Source organism: Streptomyces sp. NPDC012794 (assembly GCF_042901085.1).
Taxonomy (GTDB): Bacteria; Actinomycetota; Actinomycetes; order Streptomycetales; family Streptomycetaceae; genus Streptomyces.
Genome location: NZ_JBIBCI010000022.1, coordinates 39,047 through 55,194, shown reverse-complemented (window position 1 = coordinate 55,194; position 16,148 = coordinate 39,047). Strand labels below are relative to the sequence as shown.

Sequence of the window (16,148 nt, the reverse complement as noted above, 5' to 3'; positions counted from 1 at the left end):
GGTCTCCGCGCCCCCTCGCTGTCGAGGACCGCACCGGCTACCAGCGCACGAGCTTCCGGCACTGGAACGGGGGCGTGAACCCGTCGGATGGCTGCAACACGAGGATGGAGGTGCTGATCGCGGAGGCCCTCCAGGAGCGGCCGCAGACGGCACCCGATGCGCTGCCCCTGCGCGGTTGCTGCGTGGAGTGGGACCGGGCCGCGCCGGCGGGACGCGAGCAGAAGGTACGGGCCGTCGCGGTGAGTCCTGCGCGCGATGCCTGTACCGGACACCACCCGCAACCGGCCGCCGACCGCTCGTGCAGGTCGGGGTGGAGCGTGCCTTAACGAGGGCCGTGTTGCCCGCCGCCTCCGCGGGACCTGCTGCGCGCCGCCGTCGCAACCTCACCGGCCAGAACCTCCCTAGCTGGGGCTGGGCCATAGCCGTTGAAGAGACCGAGGAGGCGAGCGCAGCGGACGTACTACGGGCCCCGAGGGCCCGGCGTTCAACGGGGCCCGACTCGAAGGACGCCCTTTTCGACGGGCCTTCCGCTGCCACGCGGACCGCACCCCAGTCCGGCGGTGCCCTCGTCGCCGGTGACCGGTGAGGCGGCCGCGCACCGTTCGGTTTCGGTGATCCACCGAGGGCGGCTGCGGTGCTGCGGGGGACACGCCTTGAAGTCGGCTTGGGTCAGGCGGCTGGGGTGCAGCTGCTCGCTCGTAGCTGTGGGCTGGTCTCAGGCGCGTTCGGCCCGCGCGCACCGGCGCGTTGTCGTGCGGGCATGTGCGCTCTTAGAGCGCGGTGTACCACCCCGTGTCCTGATGAACCTCGGCGCGGCTGTGGGTGCTGCGGCGTTTTCGTGGGGCACTGCTGTTCGGAGTTGGGACACACTGATGGTGAATTGATCTCCGTGTGGTGGACGGCCGGGCTGGTGCCGGAAGGTGCGGGCAGGGCTGCGCTGGTGGTGTCGGGCTGCTGCCGCAGCGCTTTGCCGGGCTCGCGTTCCTGGGCGAACGGTTGCCCGCCCTCTGCCGCCCTCTGTCTGCCGTGCTCGTCTCCGCGGGCAGCAGGCATCGCGGTCGCGGAAGTGGCCCGTGCCAGTGGTGCCGCACTCGATGTGGAAAAGTCTCGTGCAGCAGGTCAGGTCGGCAGACAGGCCGTTACGGCGGGCCCGCCGTGGCGAGGCGGGGGATGTCGGTCGTGGCGCGGGTGTATGGGTACCCCCTGGACCACAACGCCGGTTCGGAGTGGATGCTGCACTCGATACTGCGGCCCCCGGGTGGAGGTCTGGCTGTCGCATCCGGGTATGAGCCACCCCGTAGATCCGAGTGGGACTTGTGCGTTCCTTGACTGTCCGCAAGCCGGCGGGCCGGCCGAACGGGCGCAACCTACGTCTTCGGCACTCGTTTGAACGACGAACGGCCTCGCGGGCCGACTACTCGCGTGAATACGCCTTACCCATCGGTACGCGTTTGCGTAACGGCCCTTGGACGAGAGACCCGGTCCGTGTCGAACCAGACGATTCCCATGCGCGGGCGGGCCGCGCTGTCCTCGCCACCCGAGCTACGGCAGGTGTATGCCCACACTTTTCCCAGCTCCCGTCTCGGCACCGGCATGACGGGCGGTCGAGGGGCCGTCCGGAACACCGGCTCGCCATGCCCACCTCCCGCCGGACATCCCCTGCTCCTAGCCCCTGAGAGGACCGTTGCTTTGTCCCCCATGCTGGACCTGCTAGTTCATACCTTCACCGACCACTTCGGAAGGACCGCCGCAGACCTCGGCCCCGGCACCCGGCTGGATGAGCTGGAGGTCGACTCCATCGTCCTGCTGGAGTTGCTGACCGTCCTGCACGACCAACACGGCCTGCGCGTGCCCGATGGCATCACGGCACTGCGCGGCAATCCCACCCTCGGTGAGGTCACCATCCACCTTCAGAGTGTGCAGCCGACAGCGGGCCCGGCTCCCGCACCGGCCATGGGGGCCGACGTATGAGCACAGAAGCCGTAGCGGTGACCGGTATGGGGATGGTCACCGCCGCAGGGCACGACACGCCCACTACCTGGGACCGGATCCGCGACGGCCTGCCCACCGCGTCTTACGACCCGCGGCTGGAGGGCCTGCCGGTCACCTTCTCCTGCAGGGCCGAGACCTTCCGGCCGGAGCAGGTCCTGGGCCGCGGTTACACCTGGCGCACGGACCGTTTCATCCAACTCGCGCTGGCCGCCGCCCGGGAGGCGGCCGCCCACGCCGGGCTGGAAAAGGGAACGGTCGACCCGACGCGCCTGGGGGTGATCATCGGCGCCAACGGCGGCGGCTCCGCCAGCGGAGCCGCGTTGAAGAAGCTCAACGACAACCGCCCGCAAGGCATCTCACCCGCCACGGTCCCCAGCGGCTCGGCCAACATGGCGGCAGGCGAGGTCAGCATCGACCTCGGTGCCCAGGGCCCCAGCTTCTGCGTCAGCACCGCGTGTGCCTCCGGGGCCTCCGCCATGAGCCTCGCCCGCGACCTGCTGCGCTCCGGTACCTGCGACGTCGTGGTGGCTGGCGGTAGCGATTCGATCTGCTCCCCGCTGGCGACCGCCAGCCTCGACAAGATGCGGGCTCTGTCCCGCCGCAACCATGCGCCGCAGGAAGCCAGCCGCCCCTTCGACGCCGACCGCGACGGCTTTGTCCTCGCCGAAGGCGCAGCGGTCCTGGTGCTGGAACGCGGTGAACACGCCCGTGCACGCCGCGCCGCCGTACACGCCTACCTGGCGGGAAGCGCTCTGGGATGCGACGCCCACCACCCCACCGCGCCCACCCCGGACGGCAGCGGATCCGCCCGCACCATCCGCGCCGCTCTCGCCTCGGCCGGGATGCGGGCCGGTGACATCGACCATGTCAACACCCACGGCAGCTCGACCGAGCTCAACGACCTGTCGGAAGCACGGGCGCTGCGTACCGTGTTCGGGTCCCCGCCGCCGGTGACGGCGAACAAGAGCGTTCTGGGCCACGCCATCGCCGGAGCAGGCGCTATCGAGGCCGCTCTGACAGTCCTGACACTTCAGCACCAGCAGATCCCGCCGACGGCGAACCTGGACCGCCTCGACGACCGCATCGACCTGGACGTCGTCACCAAGGCCGCACGCCCACATCGCATGAGTGCCGCCCTGAGCACATCCTTCGGGTTCGGCGGGCAGAACGCCGCATTGATCTTCACCAGCGCCTGACTCGTTCCGCGAGAACCGTCGCCACCACGGGCGTCGTCACCACCACCGGGTGGTCGAGGACGCCACCGGCAGCGACACCGAGGCGGTCATGGAGGTCGATGCGCACGCCGCCGCGCCCGTACAGCCCGGTGCGGCGGCGGATCACGACGTACCGAAGGCGTCCTTGGCCGTCGTTCGGCGCGTGCGCGACAGGATGGTGATCCCCGACCCGAGGCGGTAACCGGCCGCCTGCGCCGTCGTTCCCCTTTGGTGAAGTGGACACGCCCATGGACGAGGAGAACGCGACGATGACGGACCGGGTGGTCGAGGCCGAGGTCGAGGAGTTCGGCACCGAGAGCCTCATGGAGCTCCTTGGTGAGCTGTTCAGCTTCCCCGCCGACATGCTGACGCCGGTGACGACCCTGGAGGAGCTGGGCCTGGACTCGCTCGCCCTGCTGGAGATGGGCGCCTATCTGGCGGAGCGCACAGGCGTGGAGATCGGCAGCCGGCTGGGGGAAGTCCCACCGCACGCGTCCCTGGAACAGGCCGCCCGGACCATCGCGGGGATCCTGGCACGATGATCACGACAGCCTGTTGCGCCGGCCGGGCCAGGGAGGCGGGCCACTGGGACCGCCGGCGGAACCAGGGTGGGCGCGCTCCGGTCCATCCACGCGGGAGCGCCCGTGGCTGACGCGGTGGCCGTGACCGGAGTCGGGCTGGTCACGCCCGGCGGCTGCGATACGGCGACGAACTGGGCGGCCCTGTGCGCGGGGCGCTCCCTGGCCGCCCGGAACCCGGCGTTCGCGGGCCTGCCGGTCGACATCTCCTGCGACGTACGGGACTTTGACGCGCAGCAGGAACTCGGCCCGCGGCTCGCGCGCCGTCTCGACCGGTTCGCCCAGCTCGGAATTGCCGCCGCGCGCCGCGCCGTCGCGGACGCGGACCTGAGCGTCCCGAACGGTCCGCCGGAGCGGGTCGGTGTCGTCCTCGGGGTCGGATCGAACAGCCTGCGAACGTATGTCGAGGAGTTCACACGGTTGGGTGAGGGTCGGCCCGAAGCGGTGTCCCCCCTGGCGCTGCCCCGCAGCGTCCCGAACATGGTCGCCGGCGAGATCGCCCTGGACACCGGGGCCCGGGGCCCGAACTTCACCGTCTCCAGCGCCTGCGCCTCGGGCGCCAACGCGCTCGGAGTCGCCCGAGGACTGCTCCTCGGCGGCCTGTGCGACGTGGTCCTGGCGGGCGGCGCCGAGTCGTGGTCGCGGATGACCGCTGTCTGCTTCGCCCAGATGCGAGCGCTGTCCCGGCGGACGGAACATCCCGCCCTCGCCTCTCGCCCCTTCGACGCCGACCGTGACGGATTCGTCCTGGGGGAAGGCGCCGCCGTCCTCGTCCTCGAACGACTCACCCGCGCCCGGGCCCGCGGCGCGCGCAGCCGGGCGCTGCTGAGCGGGTACGGGTCCTCCGCCGACGCCTGCCACCCCACATCCCCCCACCCCGAGGGGGACGGCGCCGAACAGGCCGTACGGCAGGCACTGGCCGACGCCGGCTGCGCACCGGACGACGTCGGTCATGTCAACACCCACGGCACCTCGACGCGGCTGGGCGACGCGGCAGAGGCCCGCATGCTGCTACGGGTCTTCGACAGGGGCGGCGTGCCGCCCGTGACCGCGACCAAGAGCGTCCTGGGACACGCACTGGGCGCCGCGGGCGCCGTCGAGGCAGTGGTCACGGTGCTCTCGCTGCAGCACCAGCAGGTGCCGCCGACCGCCAACCTCACCCGGCAGGACCCGGGCCACGAGCTGGACCTCGTCACGGGCGCCCCACGCCGGGTGGGCTTCGACACCGCGCTGTCGACGTCCTTCGCCTTCGGCGGGCAGAACGCGGCCCTGGTGTTCAGCGCCTGCTGAGCCGGCCGCATGCCCTCCGCGGGCGGGGCTCTCGGGGCGCGGTGGGGCAAACGGTGTGATCACCCGCGCCTCCCGTGTCCCGCTCGACCCTGTCTTCGTTGCTCCCGGTGACCGGACCGGACCTGGTCGCAGAAGGCCGCCCGGGCCGACCGGGTCGGACGGAGCGCGCCGGGCAGGACCACGTCGGACAGTGTCGGCCCGGTTCGGATCAGGCCGGCAAGGACCACTCGGACCCGGTCCGGGACCGGACTGCCGAGCCACGGCACCGCGAGGAAGGGACCAGGTGCAGCACACCACGGAACCGGCCGTCACGAGCCTTCCGGCCACCGTCCCCGCGGGGCGCGAGCGACACCGGGACGAGCAGGACCCGGTATTCACCGCGTACGCGGACGTGGCCCTCGTCGCCCAGCACCCCGCCTTCGAGGTCAAGGACGCCGACTGGTTCGACGCCCGCCTTCCGGGCTGGCGCCAGAGCGCCGGAATGCGGCTGTTCGGCACCAGCCTGGTGTTCCACAACGGGGCGGACCACCAGCGCCTGCGCAAGGTCATGGCGCCCGCCTTCAGCCCGGCGCGGCTGCGGGAGCTGACCGGGACCGTACGCACCGCGACCGAGCGCCTGCTGGACCTGCTCGACGCATCGCCGTCCGGCGAAGTCGTCGACCTGCACAGGCGGTTCACCCTGCCGGTCACACTCAGCACCGGTTGCGCCCTCGTCGGGTTGCCCGAGGAGGACGGCCCTTTCGTCCACGAACAGGTGCAGCCGCTGCTCTCCCTCCTCGATCCGGAGGTCGGGCCGGCGATCCTGGCCCGGGCCAACCGCGCGGCACGCCTCCTGCGGCCCTGTCTGGATCGGCTGATCGTCCGGCGGCGAAACCGTCCGGCGGACGACCTGGCCTCCCTGGTCGCCGCGGAACTCGACGACGACGAGGCTGCCTCCGCCCTCACCCTCGCCCTGGCCGCCGGCATCGACACCACGACGACGCTGCTCGACAACGCCGTCGCCGCCCTGCTCACCGCACCGGAACGCGCCGCGGTGGCCTCCGCGCAGCCGGCCGCGGTGGAGGCCGCGATCAATGAGGCCCTGCGGGCCGCTCCGCCGATCCGGCAGATCACCCGCGTCGCCCGGCAGGAGATGACCGTCGGTGGCGTACGGGTCGCCGAGGGACAGGAAGTGACGGCTCTGATCGCCGACGCGCACCACGACCCCGAGCGCTTCCCAGAACCGGACGCCTTCCGACCCAACCGGGCCCACGGCAGGCTCCTCGCCTTCGGCGGCGGTCCCCACTACTGCCTGGGCGCCCAACTGGCCCGCCTGGAAGCCTCCCTGGTACTGCCCGCCGTGCTACGACGCTTTCCCCGCATGACGCAGGCCGGCCCGCCCCGCAGCAACGACCGAGCCAACATGCGCGGCTGGACGGAGCTGCCCGTCGTACTGGGCCACTGAACGGTGCTCCCTCCCCGCCCGGGCCCCGGCAGGCCCCCACCCGTCCCGGCACCCTCCACCTCGTGCCGGGGACCGTCACATGGAAAGGACAGCACGTATGCACCCCTCTTCCCCGAAGGCCCGCACGTCACGACGCCTTCCAATGGCCACCGCTCTGGCCGCGGCCCTGTGCGCGGGCACGGCGCTCTACGCGCCGGCGTCCTCGGCCGAGCCGGCGGCGCCCGTAGCCGCGGAGGCCGTCGTCTGCGAGAGCACCGCCCAAAACACGGTGAAGGTTCCCGCCCTCGGCGACACCACATTCGAGGGAACCGGCACCATCACCTGCAAGAACGCCCAGGGCGAAACCCTCCTGGAGGGCGCCACCACGTTCAGCGGTACCACCCCCGCCCCGGACGCCGGTGACGGCGTTACGCCCGTCTACCGCGCCCGGGTGGACTGGAAGGACGGCACGGTCTCCACCGGAACATTCACCGACGTCCGTCAGCAAGTGGGCGCGGACGGCGTGGTGGAAGTGACGATCAACGGCGTCAACGACGCCTCCAGCACCCGCTTCGCCTCCTGGTCCGTCGCGATCGCGGCGCAGTCCGCCCGCGTCAGCGTCGATCCGAGCGGCGAGATCCACAACAAGGTCACAGGCACGGTCACCTACACCCCGTGACCGCCTGCCGGGTGCGGCGGACCCTGCACCAGCGCCGCACCCGGACGGCCCGACGCCCGACGCCCGACGACGACAACGGGGAAGACCTGCGTATGAACCCGGCGCCCTCCCGCGCTCTCGCGGTACGCCCGTACTTCGACCCCTTCGACCCCGCCCAGCACACCGACCCGTACGCCCGATACGCCGCGGCACGTGAGAGCGCCGCCTTGTGCCGGGGGCCGCACGGGCTGGTGGTGGTGACCCGTCATGCGGAGGTATCACGGGCGCTGCGCGACAGCGCGCTGGGACACGGACCGCTGACCGCACCCAACCGGATCTTTTCGTTCCTCGGTATGGACCCGCCCCACCATGGCCCCTTGCGCAGGATCGCTTCGCGGTTCTTCAGCCCGCTCGCGATCGCCGCGCTGGCACCCGGTATCGCGGCGGCCGTGGACGAACTGCTCGACCGGGTACTGGCCGAACAGCAGATCGACCTGCTGGCGGACTTCGCCTACCCCCTCTCACTTCGCGTGATCTGCGGTCTCTTCGGGCTGCCCGAGGAGGACCAGAAGTGGATCCGGGAGCAGACCCCGCCGATCGCACGCCTCCTGGACCCTCCTTATGCCCTCGACGACCAGAGCCGCGCACAGGCTCACATCGCGGCCGCCGGCTTCGTCACCTACCTGCACCGGAAGATCAACGAACGGCGGGCCGCCCCCGGCCCCGACCCGTTCAGTGCGTTGGTCGGCGGCTGCGACTCGGGGGCCGGACCTGCCCGGCGCGACCTGCTCCCGATGTGCGCACTGCTCCTGACCGCCGGCTACGAGACCACCGCCAACATCATCGCCAACGGCGCCCTGGCCCTCATGCGGCATCCCGAGCAGAGCACCCTTGCCCGCAGCCGGGTCGCCGACGGCCGGCTGGACAGCGCAGCCCTGGACGAACTGCTGCGCTACGACTCCTCCGTCCAGATCACCTTCCGAACGGTCCAGCGTCCCACCGTGATCGCCGGCACGCCCATGGCCCCGGATACCCCGGTCGCCCTGCTGATCGGATCGGCCAACCACGACCCAAGAGCCTTCTCCCGACCCGACCGGCTGCATGTGGACCGTACGCCCAACCCGCACCTGAGCTTCGGAGCCGGCATCCACTACTGCCTCGGCGCGCCACTCGCCCGCCTTGAGGCATCCCTGGCCCTCGGCCGGCTCCTCGCCCGTACCCGTGACATCGAGCTGGCCGGCCCGGTCCGCCACAAGGACTCCACCGCAACCATCCGCGGCGTCAGGGAACTTCCCGTGCGTCTCACAGCGACCTGACCACCGCGACCTGACCACCACGACCGAACGCAGAACGGCACCTCCCACACCCATGACGTTTGCTGCCCGGCAGACCCTTCCGGCTGCACCGAACTGCCCGCACCCGCGGCTTGTGACCGGCGACCCGGCACTCTGGGACGCCTCCGCGGCCTTCGCCACACTGCGCGAGCGGGCACCTGTCCAGCAGACCGTCCTGCCCGGGGAACTCGTCGCCTGGGTGGTCACCGGCGCAGCGGAGGCGCGTGCGGCACTGGCCGACCCCCGACTGGCCTACGACATGCGCCGCCTACCCGATCCCTGCCAGGGATTCGGCGGCCGTCGCTACCCCGACGACCTCTTCTCCGCCGAAGGCCGACACCTGCTGAACAGCGACGGAACCGACCACCGCCGGCTGCGGACCCTCCTGGCCCCCCTGCTGTCCGGTGCCGCGACACGGCAGTGGCGCCCGTACATGGACACCACCTGCAGCGAACTCCTGGACGCCATGGCCCAAGCCGAACACGCCGACATCGTCGCCGACTACGCGCGGCCGCTCGCCGTACGGGTCACGGCCGCCATCCTTGGCATCCCGCCCGGCCCGCTGCCCCGACTGACCGAACTGACCCTCGCGGTGATCGGAGCCCGCGACCCAGAGGCGCCCGGCGTGCGTAAACGCAAGACGGAACTGTTCGGCCTGTGGGCCCGCATCCTGCGTGAGAAGCCACGCGATCCCAAGGACGACGTCCTCACCCAGCTGGCGCTGGCGCACAAAAAGGGGCACGTCACAGCGGAGGAACTCCTCTCCGTCGCCTGGGGGCTTTTCTCCGGGGGCATCTCACCCACCACGACGCTGATCACCTCCGCAGCGGTAGAACTCCTTCGCCATCCCCATCTGCGCCGGCATCTGCGCCAGGAGGCCACCGCCTCGCGCCTCACCGACGAACTCCTGCGACTCATCAGCCCCTTCCCGGTCTCAGTCTGGCGTTTCGCGCTCGACGACATCCCGCTCGGCGGCACGCTCATCCCCGAGGGCTCCGTGGTGCTGATCGCGCTAACGGGCGCCAACCGCGACCCGGCCCTCTTTCCCCAACCCGATACCGTCAACCCCGACCGAAACAAGGGCCACCTGGCGTTCGGACTCGGCGCCCACTACTGCCCCGGCGCCCTGCCGGCCCGGCTGCTGGCGACAGCAGCGCTCACCGCACTGTTCACCACATTCCCCGACCTGCACCTCACCGTCCCCGAATCCGCGCTGCGCCGACAAGGGGTCCTCATCGAACACGGCTACCAATGCGTTCCCGTGCGTACCAGGAGCGCTCAGGCCACCGGAACAAGCACATGAAGCAGCTACCCGCCGACCATGCCATCGCCGACCGACCCGGTCGTGCCGAAACCCCGCAGACGACGCCCTTACCCACCTCATCGGGGCCCAGCAGCGCCAAGACCTCTCCCCACAGGAACTGACCTCCATGGCCTGGGGGCTGTACTCCGGCGGCATCTCACCGGCCACCATGCTCATCACCGGCGGGCCGATCGAACTTATGCGCGGACCACGCTGCAGCGGGCCTCATCGAGGAACTCCTGCGCCATATGAGTCCATTCGCCGTCGCCACATGGCGTTTCGCCCGCGATCCGGTGACGGTCGCCGACACTCAGATCCCCGAGGGGCGCAGTGGTCATGATCAGCCTGGCCGCCGCAAACCACGATCCGGAAGAATTCCCGTATCCCGACGTGATCACTCCAGACCGGGACGAGGTCGCCGCTCATTTCGCCTTCGGCCTGCGGCCGCACTTCTGCCGGGCGCGCGATTGGCCCGCCTTCCGACGACGCCCGCAATCACCGCGCTCTTCGACCGGTTTCCCCACACCCGGCTCGCCGTCCCGGAGCCTGACCTCACCCGGCACGGCGTGCTCGTGGAACGCTGCTGCGAGAGCGTTCTGGTGCACCTGGAAGCGCAATGAAAGGCAAGCATGTACCAGACATCCGTCGACAACGCCGGGGTGGAACCGGGGCACGCCTGGCAATGGCGCCTCACCACAGTCGAAGCGGCAGGACCACGCGTCACGGGGGCCGCAGACCGCGCCGCCGGCTACAACCAGGAAAGGCACTACGCGGCGGCCGAGCGGATCAGAGCCGCGCGGGCCCGGCTCATGTTCTACATCGCCGGGACCTTCGAAGTGCCCGGCCCGCTAGACCTGGACGCGCTGGAGGCGGCCCTCCTGTACTTCGTTCGACGTCACGAAGTACTCCGAACCCGCTTCCACAAGTCCGCCTCCGGCGACCTCACCTGCACCACCGCCGCGCCGGACGACGTCGCCCTCGCACGAGTCGACGCGGGCCGACTCGCCTCGGCCGACGACACCCGCACCTACCTGCGCCACACCTTCCAGCGCGTGGACACGTTGTCCGGACCCCAGACGGTGCTGGGCGCGGTGGTCCGCGAGGATTCGGCCACGGTGTACTTCGCCTTCGACCACCTTGTCGCCGACATCATGTCGGCCACCATCGCCGTGTCCGACATCACCGCCGCCTACCGTCAATTCGCACACGGACGGCACCCGGACTCGCCACCAGCCGGGAGCTACCTGCGTTTCAACCACGATCAGCGCGACCGGAACGCCGCCGTGGACGCCACCGACACACGCCTGGAAGGATGGGCGGGCTTCCGCACCCGCAACGGCAGCTTCTTCCCGCGCTTCCCCCTCGACCTCGGCGTTGAGCCCGGCCGCTGGTACCCGCCGATCAACGTGACCAACCCACTGCTGGACGCCCGGCAGACCGACGAACTGGAAGCCAGGTGCCGCACCGCCGGAGCGGGGCTGTTCACCGCCGCTCTCGCGGCCCTGGCGATCACCACCAGCACCGAAGAGGAGCCAGACGTCTGCCGAGCCCTTGTGGTCCGCAACGAGCGCGGCGACGGCGAGTACGCTGATTCCGTCGGGTGGTTCGTCAACACCCTGCCCATCGAGATCCCGGTCCCGCAGCGGACCCACTTCGCCGACCGCCTGGCCCAGACACGCAAGGCATACGGGGCGGCCCGCGAATGCGCCGGCGTGCATTACGTGCGGGCATGGGAGTTGCTGGCTCCGAGAGAGAACAACAGCACCCGCTACTGGCCACACCCCGTGAACATGTTCTCCTACCTGGACTTCCGAAAAGCACCGGGCGCCGAACACCACGCGCCTCGGAAAGCTAAAGTCCACCTGGGGATGTCCGGCATCGGCGGAATCCTCCTATGGATGTTCCGAAACGACACCGGGCTGCACCTGAACAGCATTCACAGCGAGACCCCCGAAGCTGAACGAAGCAATGCGGAACTGACCCGGCGGCTCGGCGAAACCCTGCGCGACTTCGTACATCACCCATGACACTTGAATAGAACGCGCTGACGCACGGTCCTGCCCCGATGGCGTGCCGTGCCGCGGATCGTCTCAGGCGCGCCCGTATCAAGCGGCCGCCCCTGGTCGCGCTCGGTGCTGTTCGGTGATCTCGGCGCGCTGCGGGGCAGCTTCTTCTTGGTTCGGTTGGGGTTCATTCCTCCACGGGGCGGGCGGCCGGTCATTCCAGCACGCCCAGTGCGGTGTCGGGGCGGCAGGCGGGGCAGCCGTGTACGCCTTCGGCGAGGGCGCGCCGGGCGCAGTCGGTGGTGGCGGGCTTGCAGCGGCTGCGGGTGTCCCAGCAGCTCCCGATGTGCACCCGCGCAGCCGGCCGACCGACGCCGATCCCGTAATTGATCAGCCGCTCAGCAGGCGGCGCCGCAGGCCTGCGCGCAGCCTCCACCGCCACGTGCTGCTTCTCGGCGGCGATCCATTCGCGGGTGCGCTGGAGGTCCTGGAGCTGGACGCGTTAGAGGAAGCGCAGGAGGTCCAACCGCGGGCTGCTGACCGCTGGGGGTTCGGACATCGCTGCTTCCCGTACTGCGTCGCCCGTGCTTCCTTGCACGCAGGGCACAAGGCAGCCATTAGCGGTGGCTTGCCGGTACGACGGGAACGCCTTCTCGATCAGTCCGTCACCGTGTCGGGGTGGTCAGTGACGTAGGTGTGCATCAGGGTGCGGAGGTCGCGGTCCGGCCGGAGGCCGAGGGCGGCGGCGCGTTGGTTGTCGAAGACGGCCGGCCAGGAGCCGACGATCGATTCGACGGCCGGGTCGGGTGCGATGGTGACGAGACCGGCGACGGCGTCGCCGGCGAGCTGCCGCAGGGTGGTGATCATGTTGGCGACCGTGACGGTGAGCGCGGGAAGGTTGACCGGCAGCCTTGTGTCGAGGCGTCCTGGTTCCGGGCCGGGTTCGGCTTCGGCGATGCGTAGGAGTCCGTTGATGGTGGTGGCGGGTGAGGCCAGGGCCACCGTCAGGTCGGGCTGTACCGGGCAGGTCGCGGGGAGTCCGCTGAGGGGTTCACGGATGATCGAGGATAGGAACCCGGAGGCGGCCGCGTTCGGTTGCCCTGGGCGGACGGCGACGGTCATCAGGCGGGCGACGCGTCCGTCGAGGTACCCGCGGCGGGTGTAGTCGCTGATCAGGTGCTCGCAGATCAATTTCTGTATGCCGTAGCTGGAGTGCGGCCAGGGAGCGGTGGTCTCGCTGACGGGTGCGCTGTGGTCTGTGGGGCGGCTGTAGACGGCGAGGCTGCTGGAGAATACCAGCCGCACCAGCGGCCCGCCTGCGGCTGCCTGCTGGCGGGCGGCTTCCAAAAGGGCTCGGGTGGTGTCGACGTTGACGCGCATGCCGAGGTCGAAGTCAGCCTCGCAGGCGGCGGAGACCGCGGCGGCCAGATGGAACACCACATCGACCGGCCGAGCGAAGATGTCGTCGAGGCTGTCGTGGACGTCGCCGTGCACGGTCTCGGTGAGTGGATCGGAGCCGGTCGCGGGATCGGGCTGGGGGACGGCGTCGGCCAGGACCAGCCGCCGTACCGGCCTCCCGGCGAGTGCCCGCTTTTGCAGGAGCGCCCTTGCGAGCCGCTGTCCGAGAAACCCGGACGCGCCCGTGATGACAACCCTCAACCGTGTTCTCCCTCCGAGATGCCCGGCTGTGACGTACTCCGCGGCGTGCCGCCGCCCCGGTTTGTTGCTCAGCCGCGGCCAGCGCGTAGGGGCGGGGTGAGGGTGAGGGGCATGCCGTCGATCAGCCGGGTGGCCCCGACTTGCACGGCAGCCAGCAGCCACGCCTGGCCTGTCTGCGGGCTGGGTTCCAGACCGGGACCGGTCAGCTCGACATACAGCGGCTGTACCGGGATCTCGCCGTGCGCGGCCTCGGCCAGGACTTTGCGGGCGGCCGCTAGTACATCTTCTCCCCGGCTGCCGTTCGACGCCGCCTGCACCCCGGCCGCCAGGGCACGCGGCAGCGCGAGTGCTGTGGTGCGCTCGGCGGGGGAGAGGCGGGTGTTGCGGCTGGAGAGGGCCAGGCCGTCGCGCTCGCGCACGGTGGGCACGGCGACGACCTCGGCGGGCACGTCCAAGTCGAAGACCATCCGCCGAAACAGTGCCAGCTGCTGGAAGTCCTTCTCTCCGAGGAAGACCGCATCCGGCCGGACGAGGTTGGTCATCTTCAGCATCACGGTGAGCACACCGTCGAAGTAGCCCGGCCGTCCCTCGGCTTCCAACCCCTCACCCCCAGGCCCCGGCGCCACCCGCACCAGCGGGTCCCCCTCGCGGTACACCTCGCCCGTCTGGGGCAGGTACACCACCCGCGCGCCTTCCGCCTCGCACAGCGCGCAGTCCGCCTCCGGCGTACTCGGATACACCGCCGGATCTTCGTACTGCAGCGGGTTGACGTACACCGTCACCACCACGTGATCCGTCCGCTCCCGCGCCGCCCGGACCAGCGCCGCGTGCCCGGCGTGCAGCGCGCCCATGGTGATCACCAGGCCAACCGACCCCACCAGCTCGGCACGCGCCCGTAACAGCCCCGCACGGTCCGTTGCCACGATCATGGAACCCCTGCCTCCTCTGAACAAAGTCCGAGCTCTATAGCGGCGGCTCCCTACCCGCGCTCCTGCACAGGCGAAACTTCGCAACCTCGAACCTCGTTCTCGCCCGTAGGGCAAGAACGAGGGGCGTTCACTGTTTGGTGGTTCGGCCGGGGGAGGCGGCGGGCTGAGTGCGCTGTGGCCGGCCTTGGGCGGGGGTGCTCGGGGCGTCAGTGGGTGCCTGACTGCTTACCCCGGCCGCGCCCGGACCCTTGGGAGGGTGTCCGCTTCGCCGTGTCGTGGGGATCGCGGCCTGGCGTGACCCTGGTCCGCCCTGTCCCGCCGGCCCTGGCCGGAGGGTCACACGGGCGGGAGGGGTGTGTGAGGCAGGGGCGGTAGTTCTGCGTGGACGGTCATGCCCGGGGTGATGCGGCCTGTGGCGACGACGACGGCCATGACGCCGGCCCGGCGGACGAGAGTGCCGTCCTGGTGGCGGTGGAGGACCTGCTTGAGGAGGCGGGGGTGGAGGCTGTTGATCCTGCGGCAGGGGTCGCGCAAGCCGGTGAGGCGCAGAACGGCGTCGTCGCCGATGTGCAGCAGGGTGCCGTGGGGGAGTGTTTCCAGGGTGATGCCGCGGGTGGTGATGTTTTCGCCGAGTTGGCCGGGGGTGACGGGGTATCCGGCCTGGGCGAGGGTGTCGAGGAGTTCGGCGGCCAGGAGGTGGACCTGGGACAGGTTCGGCGCGGTGGGATCCAGCCGGACTTTCCACGGATTTTGCACGGTGGCCCCGGCGTGTGCGTCTGCCTCGACTCCGATCCCGGCGAGGAGGGTGATCGAGTCCCGGTTGGTCTTGTCGATGGTGTCGTGCGAGGTGCTGCTGCTGACGGCGATCACTTGCGGGGAGTCGGCTGGGTGCGTCAACGAGGCTTCCTGAGGGTCTGTGCCGGGAGCCTGGCTCCCGGGACGTTGTCACCGGTGTGGCTGGGGGCAGGGCGCGGGTCCCGCACCTGCGGAACGAAGACCAGCAACTCTGCCGCCCTACGACCGAGTTGAGCCAAGGCCAGGCTGAGCAGCCATTCCGCGGCCAGGTCGGTGGACGTGTACGCGACCACCTGTGCGGGCGTGGGCCGTTTCGCCGTGCAGCGTTGATGGCCACCGGTTTCGCGCTACCTGGCCAGTTTGAGCGCCACCCGGGCCGCCATATGAGGCATGGAGAGAGCGGCCGCGCCCGACCGCTCCGTATCGACAGGGGAGGGGCCGGGCGCGGTGCTAGCGTCAGGCGATGCGCTTGTACTTGCGCACGGCGGTCTTGCCCTGGAAGGAGAAGGTGGCGGTCAGCCCGTCAGCGGAGAACTCCCGGGTGATCTGGCCGTCTTGGCCGCCGACGGTGATGCTCTCCACCAGCTTGTCGTCGGCGGGCCGGGTGAAGACCGAGGTCCCGCCGATGCCCTCCGTCGGGCCGGCGTCGAGCCGGGTGGGGACCTTCTCTCCGAGGGTGAAGACGGTCTCCTGACTGCCCATCTCGGAGCGGCTCTTCAGAGACCACTTGCCGTCCGTGACGGCGATCTCGACGGTGGGCTTCATCATGGTGCCCGCTTCGCGGTCGGCATCGCCAACCCCCACCGCGCTGAGGAACGCATCCCAGGCCCGGTCTGTGGGGTCGGACAGCAGATCGTACTTGCCTACGGGAGAACTCACTGGTCAGCCTCTCTGGGAAGGGGGCCGTCCCGGGGAAACCGGGAGGGCATGACGCATGCCGAAGGCGCCCGACTGAACTCCCGAAGGAGAT

General features: G+C 70.5%; 15 protein-coding genes. 9 read left to right on the top strand and 6 right to left on the bottom strand.

Features of this window, described 5'->3' with window-relative positions:
• Positions 1-1,698 precede the first annotated feature (1,698 nt).
• Both ACFY7H_RS29650 and ACFY7H_RS29645 read left to right on the top strand, forming a co-directional pair.
• A complete protein-coding gene (locus ACFY7H_RS29650; protein ID WP_388944343.1) occupies positions 1,699-1,971 on the top strand; it encodes an acyl carrier protein in 273 nt (90 codons plus the stop codon).
• On the top strand, positions 1,968-3,188 hold the full coding sequence (locus ACFY7H_RS29645; RefSeq protein WP_388944227.1) for a beta-ketoacyl-[acyl-carrier-protein] synthase family protein: 1,221 nt from the start codon (positions 1,968-1,970) through the stop codon (positions 3,186-3,188). The genes ACFY7H_RS29650 and ACFY7H_RS29645 overlap by 4 nt, the downstream gene beginning before the upstream one ends.
• Here the strand turns inward: ACFY7H_RS29645 and ACFY7H_RS29640 are convergent.
• On the bottom strand, positions 3,175-3,333 hold the full coding sequence (locus ACFY7H_RS29640) for a hypothetical protein (protein WP_388944224.1): 159 nt from the start codon (positions 3,331-3,333) through the stop codon (positions 3,175-3,177). The genes ACFY7H_RS29645 and ACFY7H_RS29640 overlap by 14 nt on opposite strands.
• Positions 3,334-3,454: 121 nt before the next feature.
• On the opposite strand from ACFY7H_RS29640, the gene ACFY7H_RS29635 reads away from it, so the two are divergent.
• From ACFY7H_RS29635 to ACFY7H_RS29605, 7 genes are all read left to right on the top strand, one after another.
• Positions 3,455-3,748, top strand: coding sequence for an acyl carrier protein (locus ACFY7H_RS29635; protein ID WP_388944222.1), 294 nt, complete (start codon positions 3,455-3,457; stop codon positions 3,746-3,748).
• 102 nt (positions 3,749-3,850) lie between these two features.
• Positions 3,851-5,074: a beta-ketoacyl-[acyl-carrier-protein] synthase family protein gene (locus tag ACFY7H_RS29630; protein ID WP_388944219.1), complete on the top strand. Its 1,224-nt coding sequence runs from the start codon at positions 3,851-3,853 to the stop codon at positions 5,072-5,074.
• A 283-nt stretch (positions 5,075-5,357) separates the two neighbouring features.
• Positions 5,358-6,518 (top strand): cytochrome P450, encoded by a 1,161-nt coding sequence (locus tag ACFY7H_RS29625; protein ID WP_388944216.1) that lies wholly within the window; start codon positions 5,358-5,360, stop codon positions 6,516-6,518.
• 142 nt (positions 6,519-6,660) lie between these two features.
• On the top strand, positions 6,661-7,176 hold the full coding sequence (locus tag ACFY7H_RS29620) for a hypothetical protein (RefSeq protein ID WP_388944214.1): 516 nt from the start codon (positions 6,661-6,663) through the stop codon (positions 7,174-7,176).
• Complete coding sequence (locus ACFY7H_RS29615) at positions 7,173-8,471, top strand: cytochrome P450 (RefSeq protein ID WP_388944211.1); 1,299 nt, start codon at positions 7,173-7,175, stop codon at positions 8,469-8,471. Before ACFY7H_RS29620 ends, ACFY7H_RS29615 begins: the two co-directional genes overlap by 4 nt.
• Before the next feature lie 112 nt (positions 8,472-8,583).
• Entirely contained in the window at positions 8,584-9,792 is a 1,209-nt protein-coding gene (locus ACFY7H_RS29610) for a cytochrome P450 (protein ID WP_388944208.1), read from the top strand.
• A 659-nt stretch (positions 9,793-10,451) separates the two neighbouring features.
• Positions 10,452-11,819 carry a condensation domain-containing protein gene (locus tag ACFY7H_RS29605; RefSeq protein WP_388944205.1) on the top strand — a complete coding sequence of 456 codons (1,368 nt, stop codon included), beginning with the start codon at positions 10,452-10,454 and terminating at the stop codon, positions 11,817-11,819.
• A 190-nt stretch (positions 11,820-12,009) separates the two neighbouring features.
• On the opposite strand, the gene ACFY7H_RS29600 is transcribed toward ACFY7H_RS29605, so the two are convergent.
• The 5 genes from ACFY7H_RS29600 to ACFY7H_RS29580 all read right to left on the bottom strand — a co-directional run bounded on the left by ACFY7H_RS29600 (position 12,010) and on the right by ACFY7H_RS29580 (position 16,057).
• Positions 12,010-12,231, bottom strand: a complete 222-nt coding sequence (locus ACFY7H_RS29600) for a DUF6233 domain-containing protein (protein ID WP_388944339.1) — start codon at positions 12,229-12,231, stop codon at positions 12,010-12,012.
• A gap of 221 nt (positions 12,232-12,452) precedes the next feature.
• Entirely contained in the window at positions 12,453-13,454 is a 1,002-nt protein-coding gene (gene denD, locus ACFY7H_RS29595; protein WP_388944202.1) for a D-erythronate dehydrogenase, read from the bottom strand.
• A 68-nt stretch (positions 13,455-13,522) separates the two neighbouring features.
• Positions 13,523-14,383 (bottom strand): 4-phosphopantoate--beta-alanine ligase, encoded by an 861-nt coding sequence (locus ACFY7H_RS29590; protein WP_388944199.1) that lies wholly within the window; start codon positions 14,381-14,383, stop codon positions 13,523-13,525.
• Positions 14,384-14,719: 336 nt separating this feature from the next.
• Positions 14,720-15,280, bottom strand: a complete 561-nt coding sequence (locus ACFY7H_RS29585; RefSeq protein WP_388944196.1) for an MOSC domain-containing protein — start codon at positions 15,278-15,280, stop codon at positions 14,720-14,722.
• Positions 15,281-15,634: 354 nt separating this feature from the next.
• Positions 15,635-16,057 (bottom strand): lipocalin/fatty-acid binding family protein, encoded by a 423-nt coding sequence (locus ACFY7H_RS29580; RefSeq protein ID WP_388944193.1) that lies wholly within the window; start codon positions 16,055-16,057, stop codon positions 15,635-15,637.
• Between the last annotated feature and the right edge of the window lie 91 nt (positions 16,058-16,148).

Excerpts from the sequence above, each read along its gene's own strand:
- ACFY7H_RS29650 (WP_388944343.1), top strand. The coding sequence starts at position 1,699 with ATGCTGGACCTGCTAGTTCATACCTTCACCGACCACTTCGGAAGGACC.
- ACFY7H_RS29645 (WP_388944227.1), top strand. The coding sequence starts at position 1,968 with ATGAGCACAGAAGCCGTAGCGGTGACCGGTATGGGGATGGTCACCGCC.
- ACFY7H_RS29635 (WP_388944222.1), top strand. The coding sequence starts at position 3,455 with ATGGACGAGGAGAACGCGACGATGACGGACCGGGTGGTCGAGGCCGAG.
- ACFY7H_RS29620 (WP_388944214.1), top strand. The coding sequence starts at position 6,661 with ATGGCCACCGCTCTGGCCGCGGCCCTGTGCGCGGGCACGGCGCTCTAC.
- ACFY7H_RS29590 (WP_388944199.1), bottom strand. The coding sequence starts at position 14,383 with ATGATCGTGGCAACGGACCGTGCGGGGCTGTTACGGGCGCGTGCCGAG.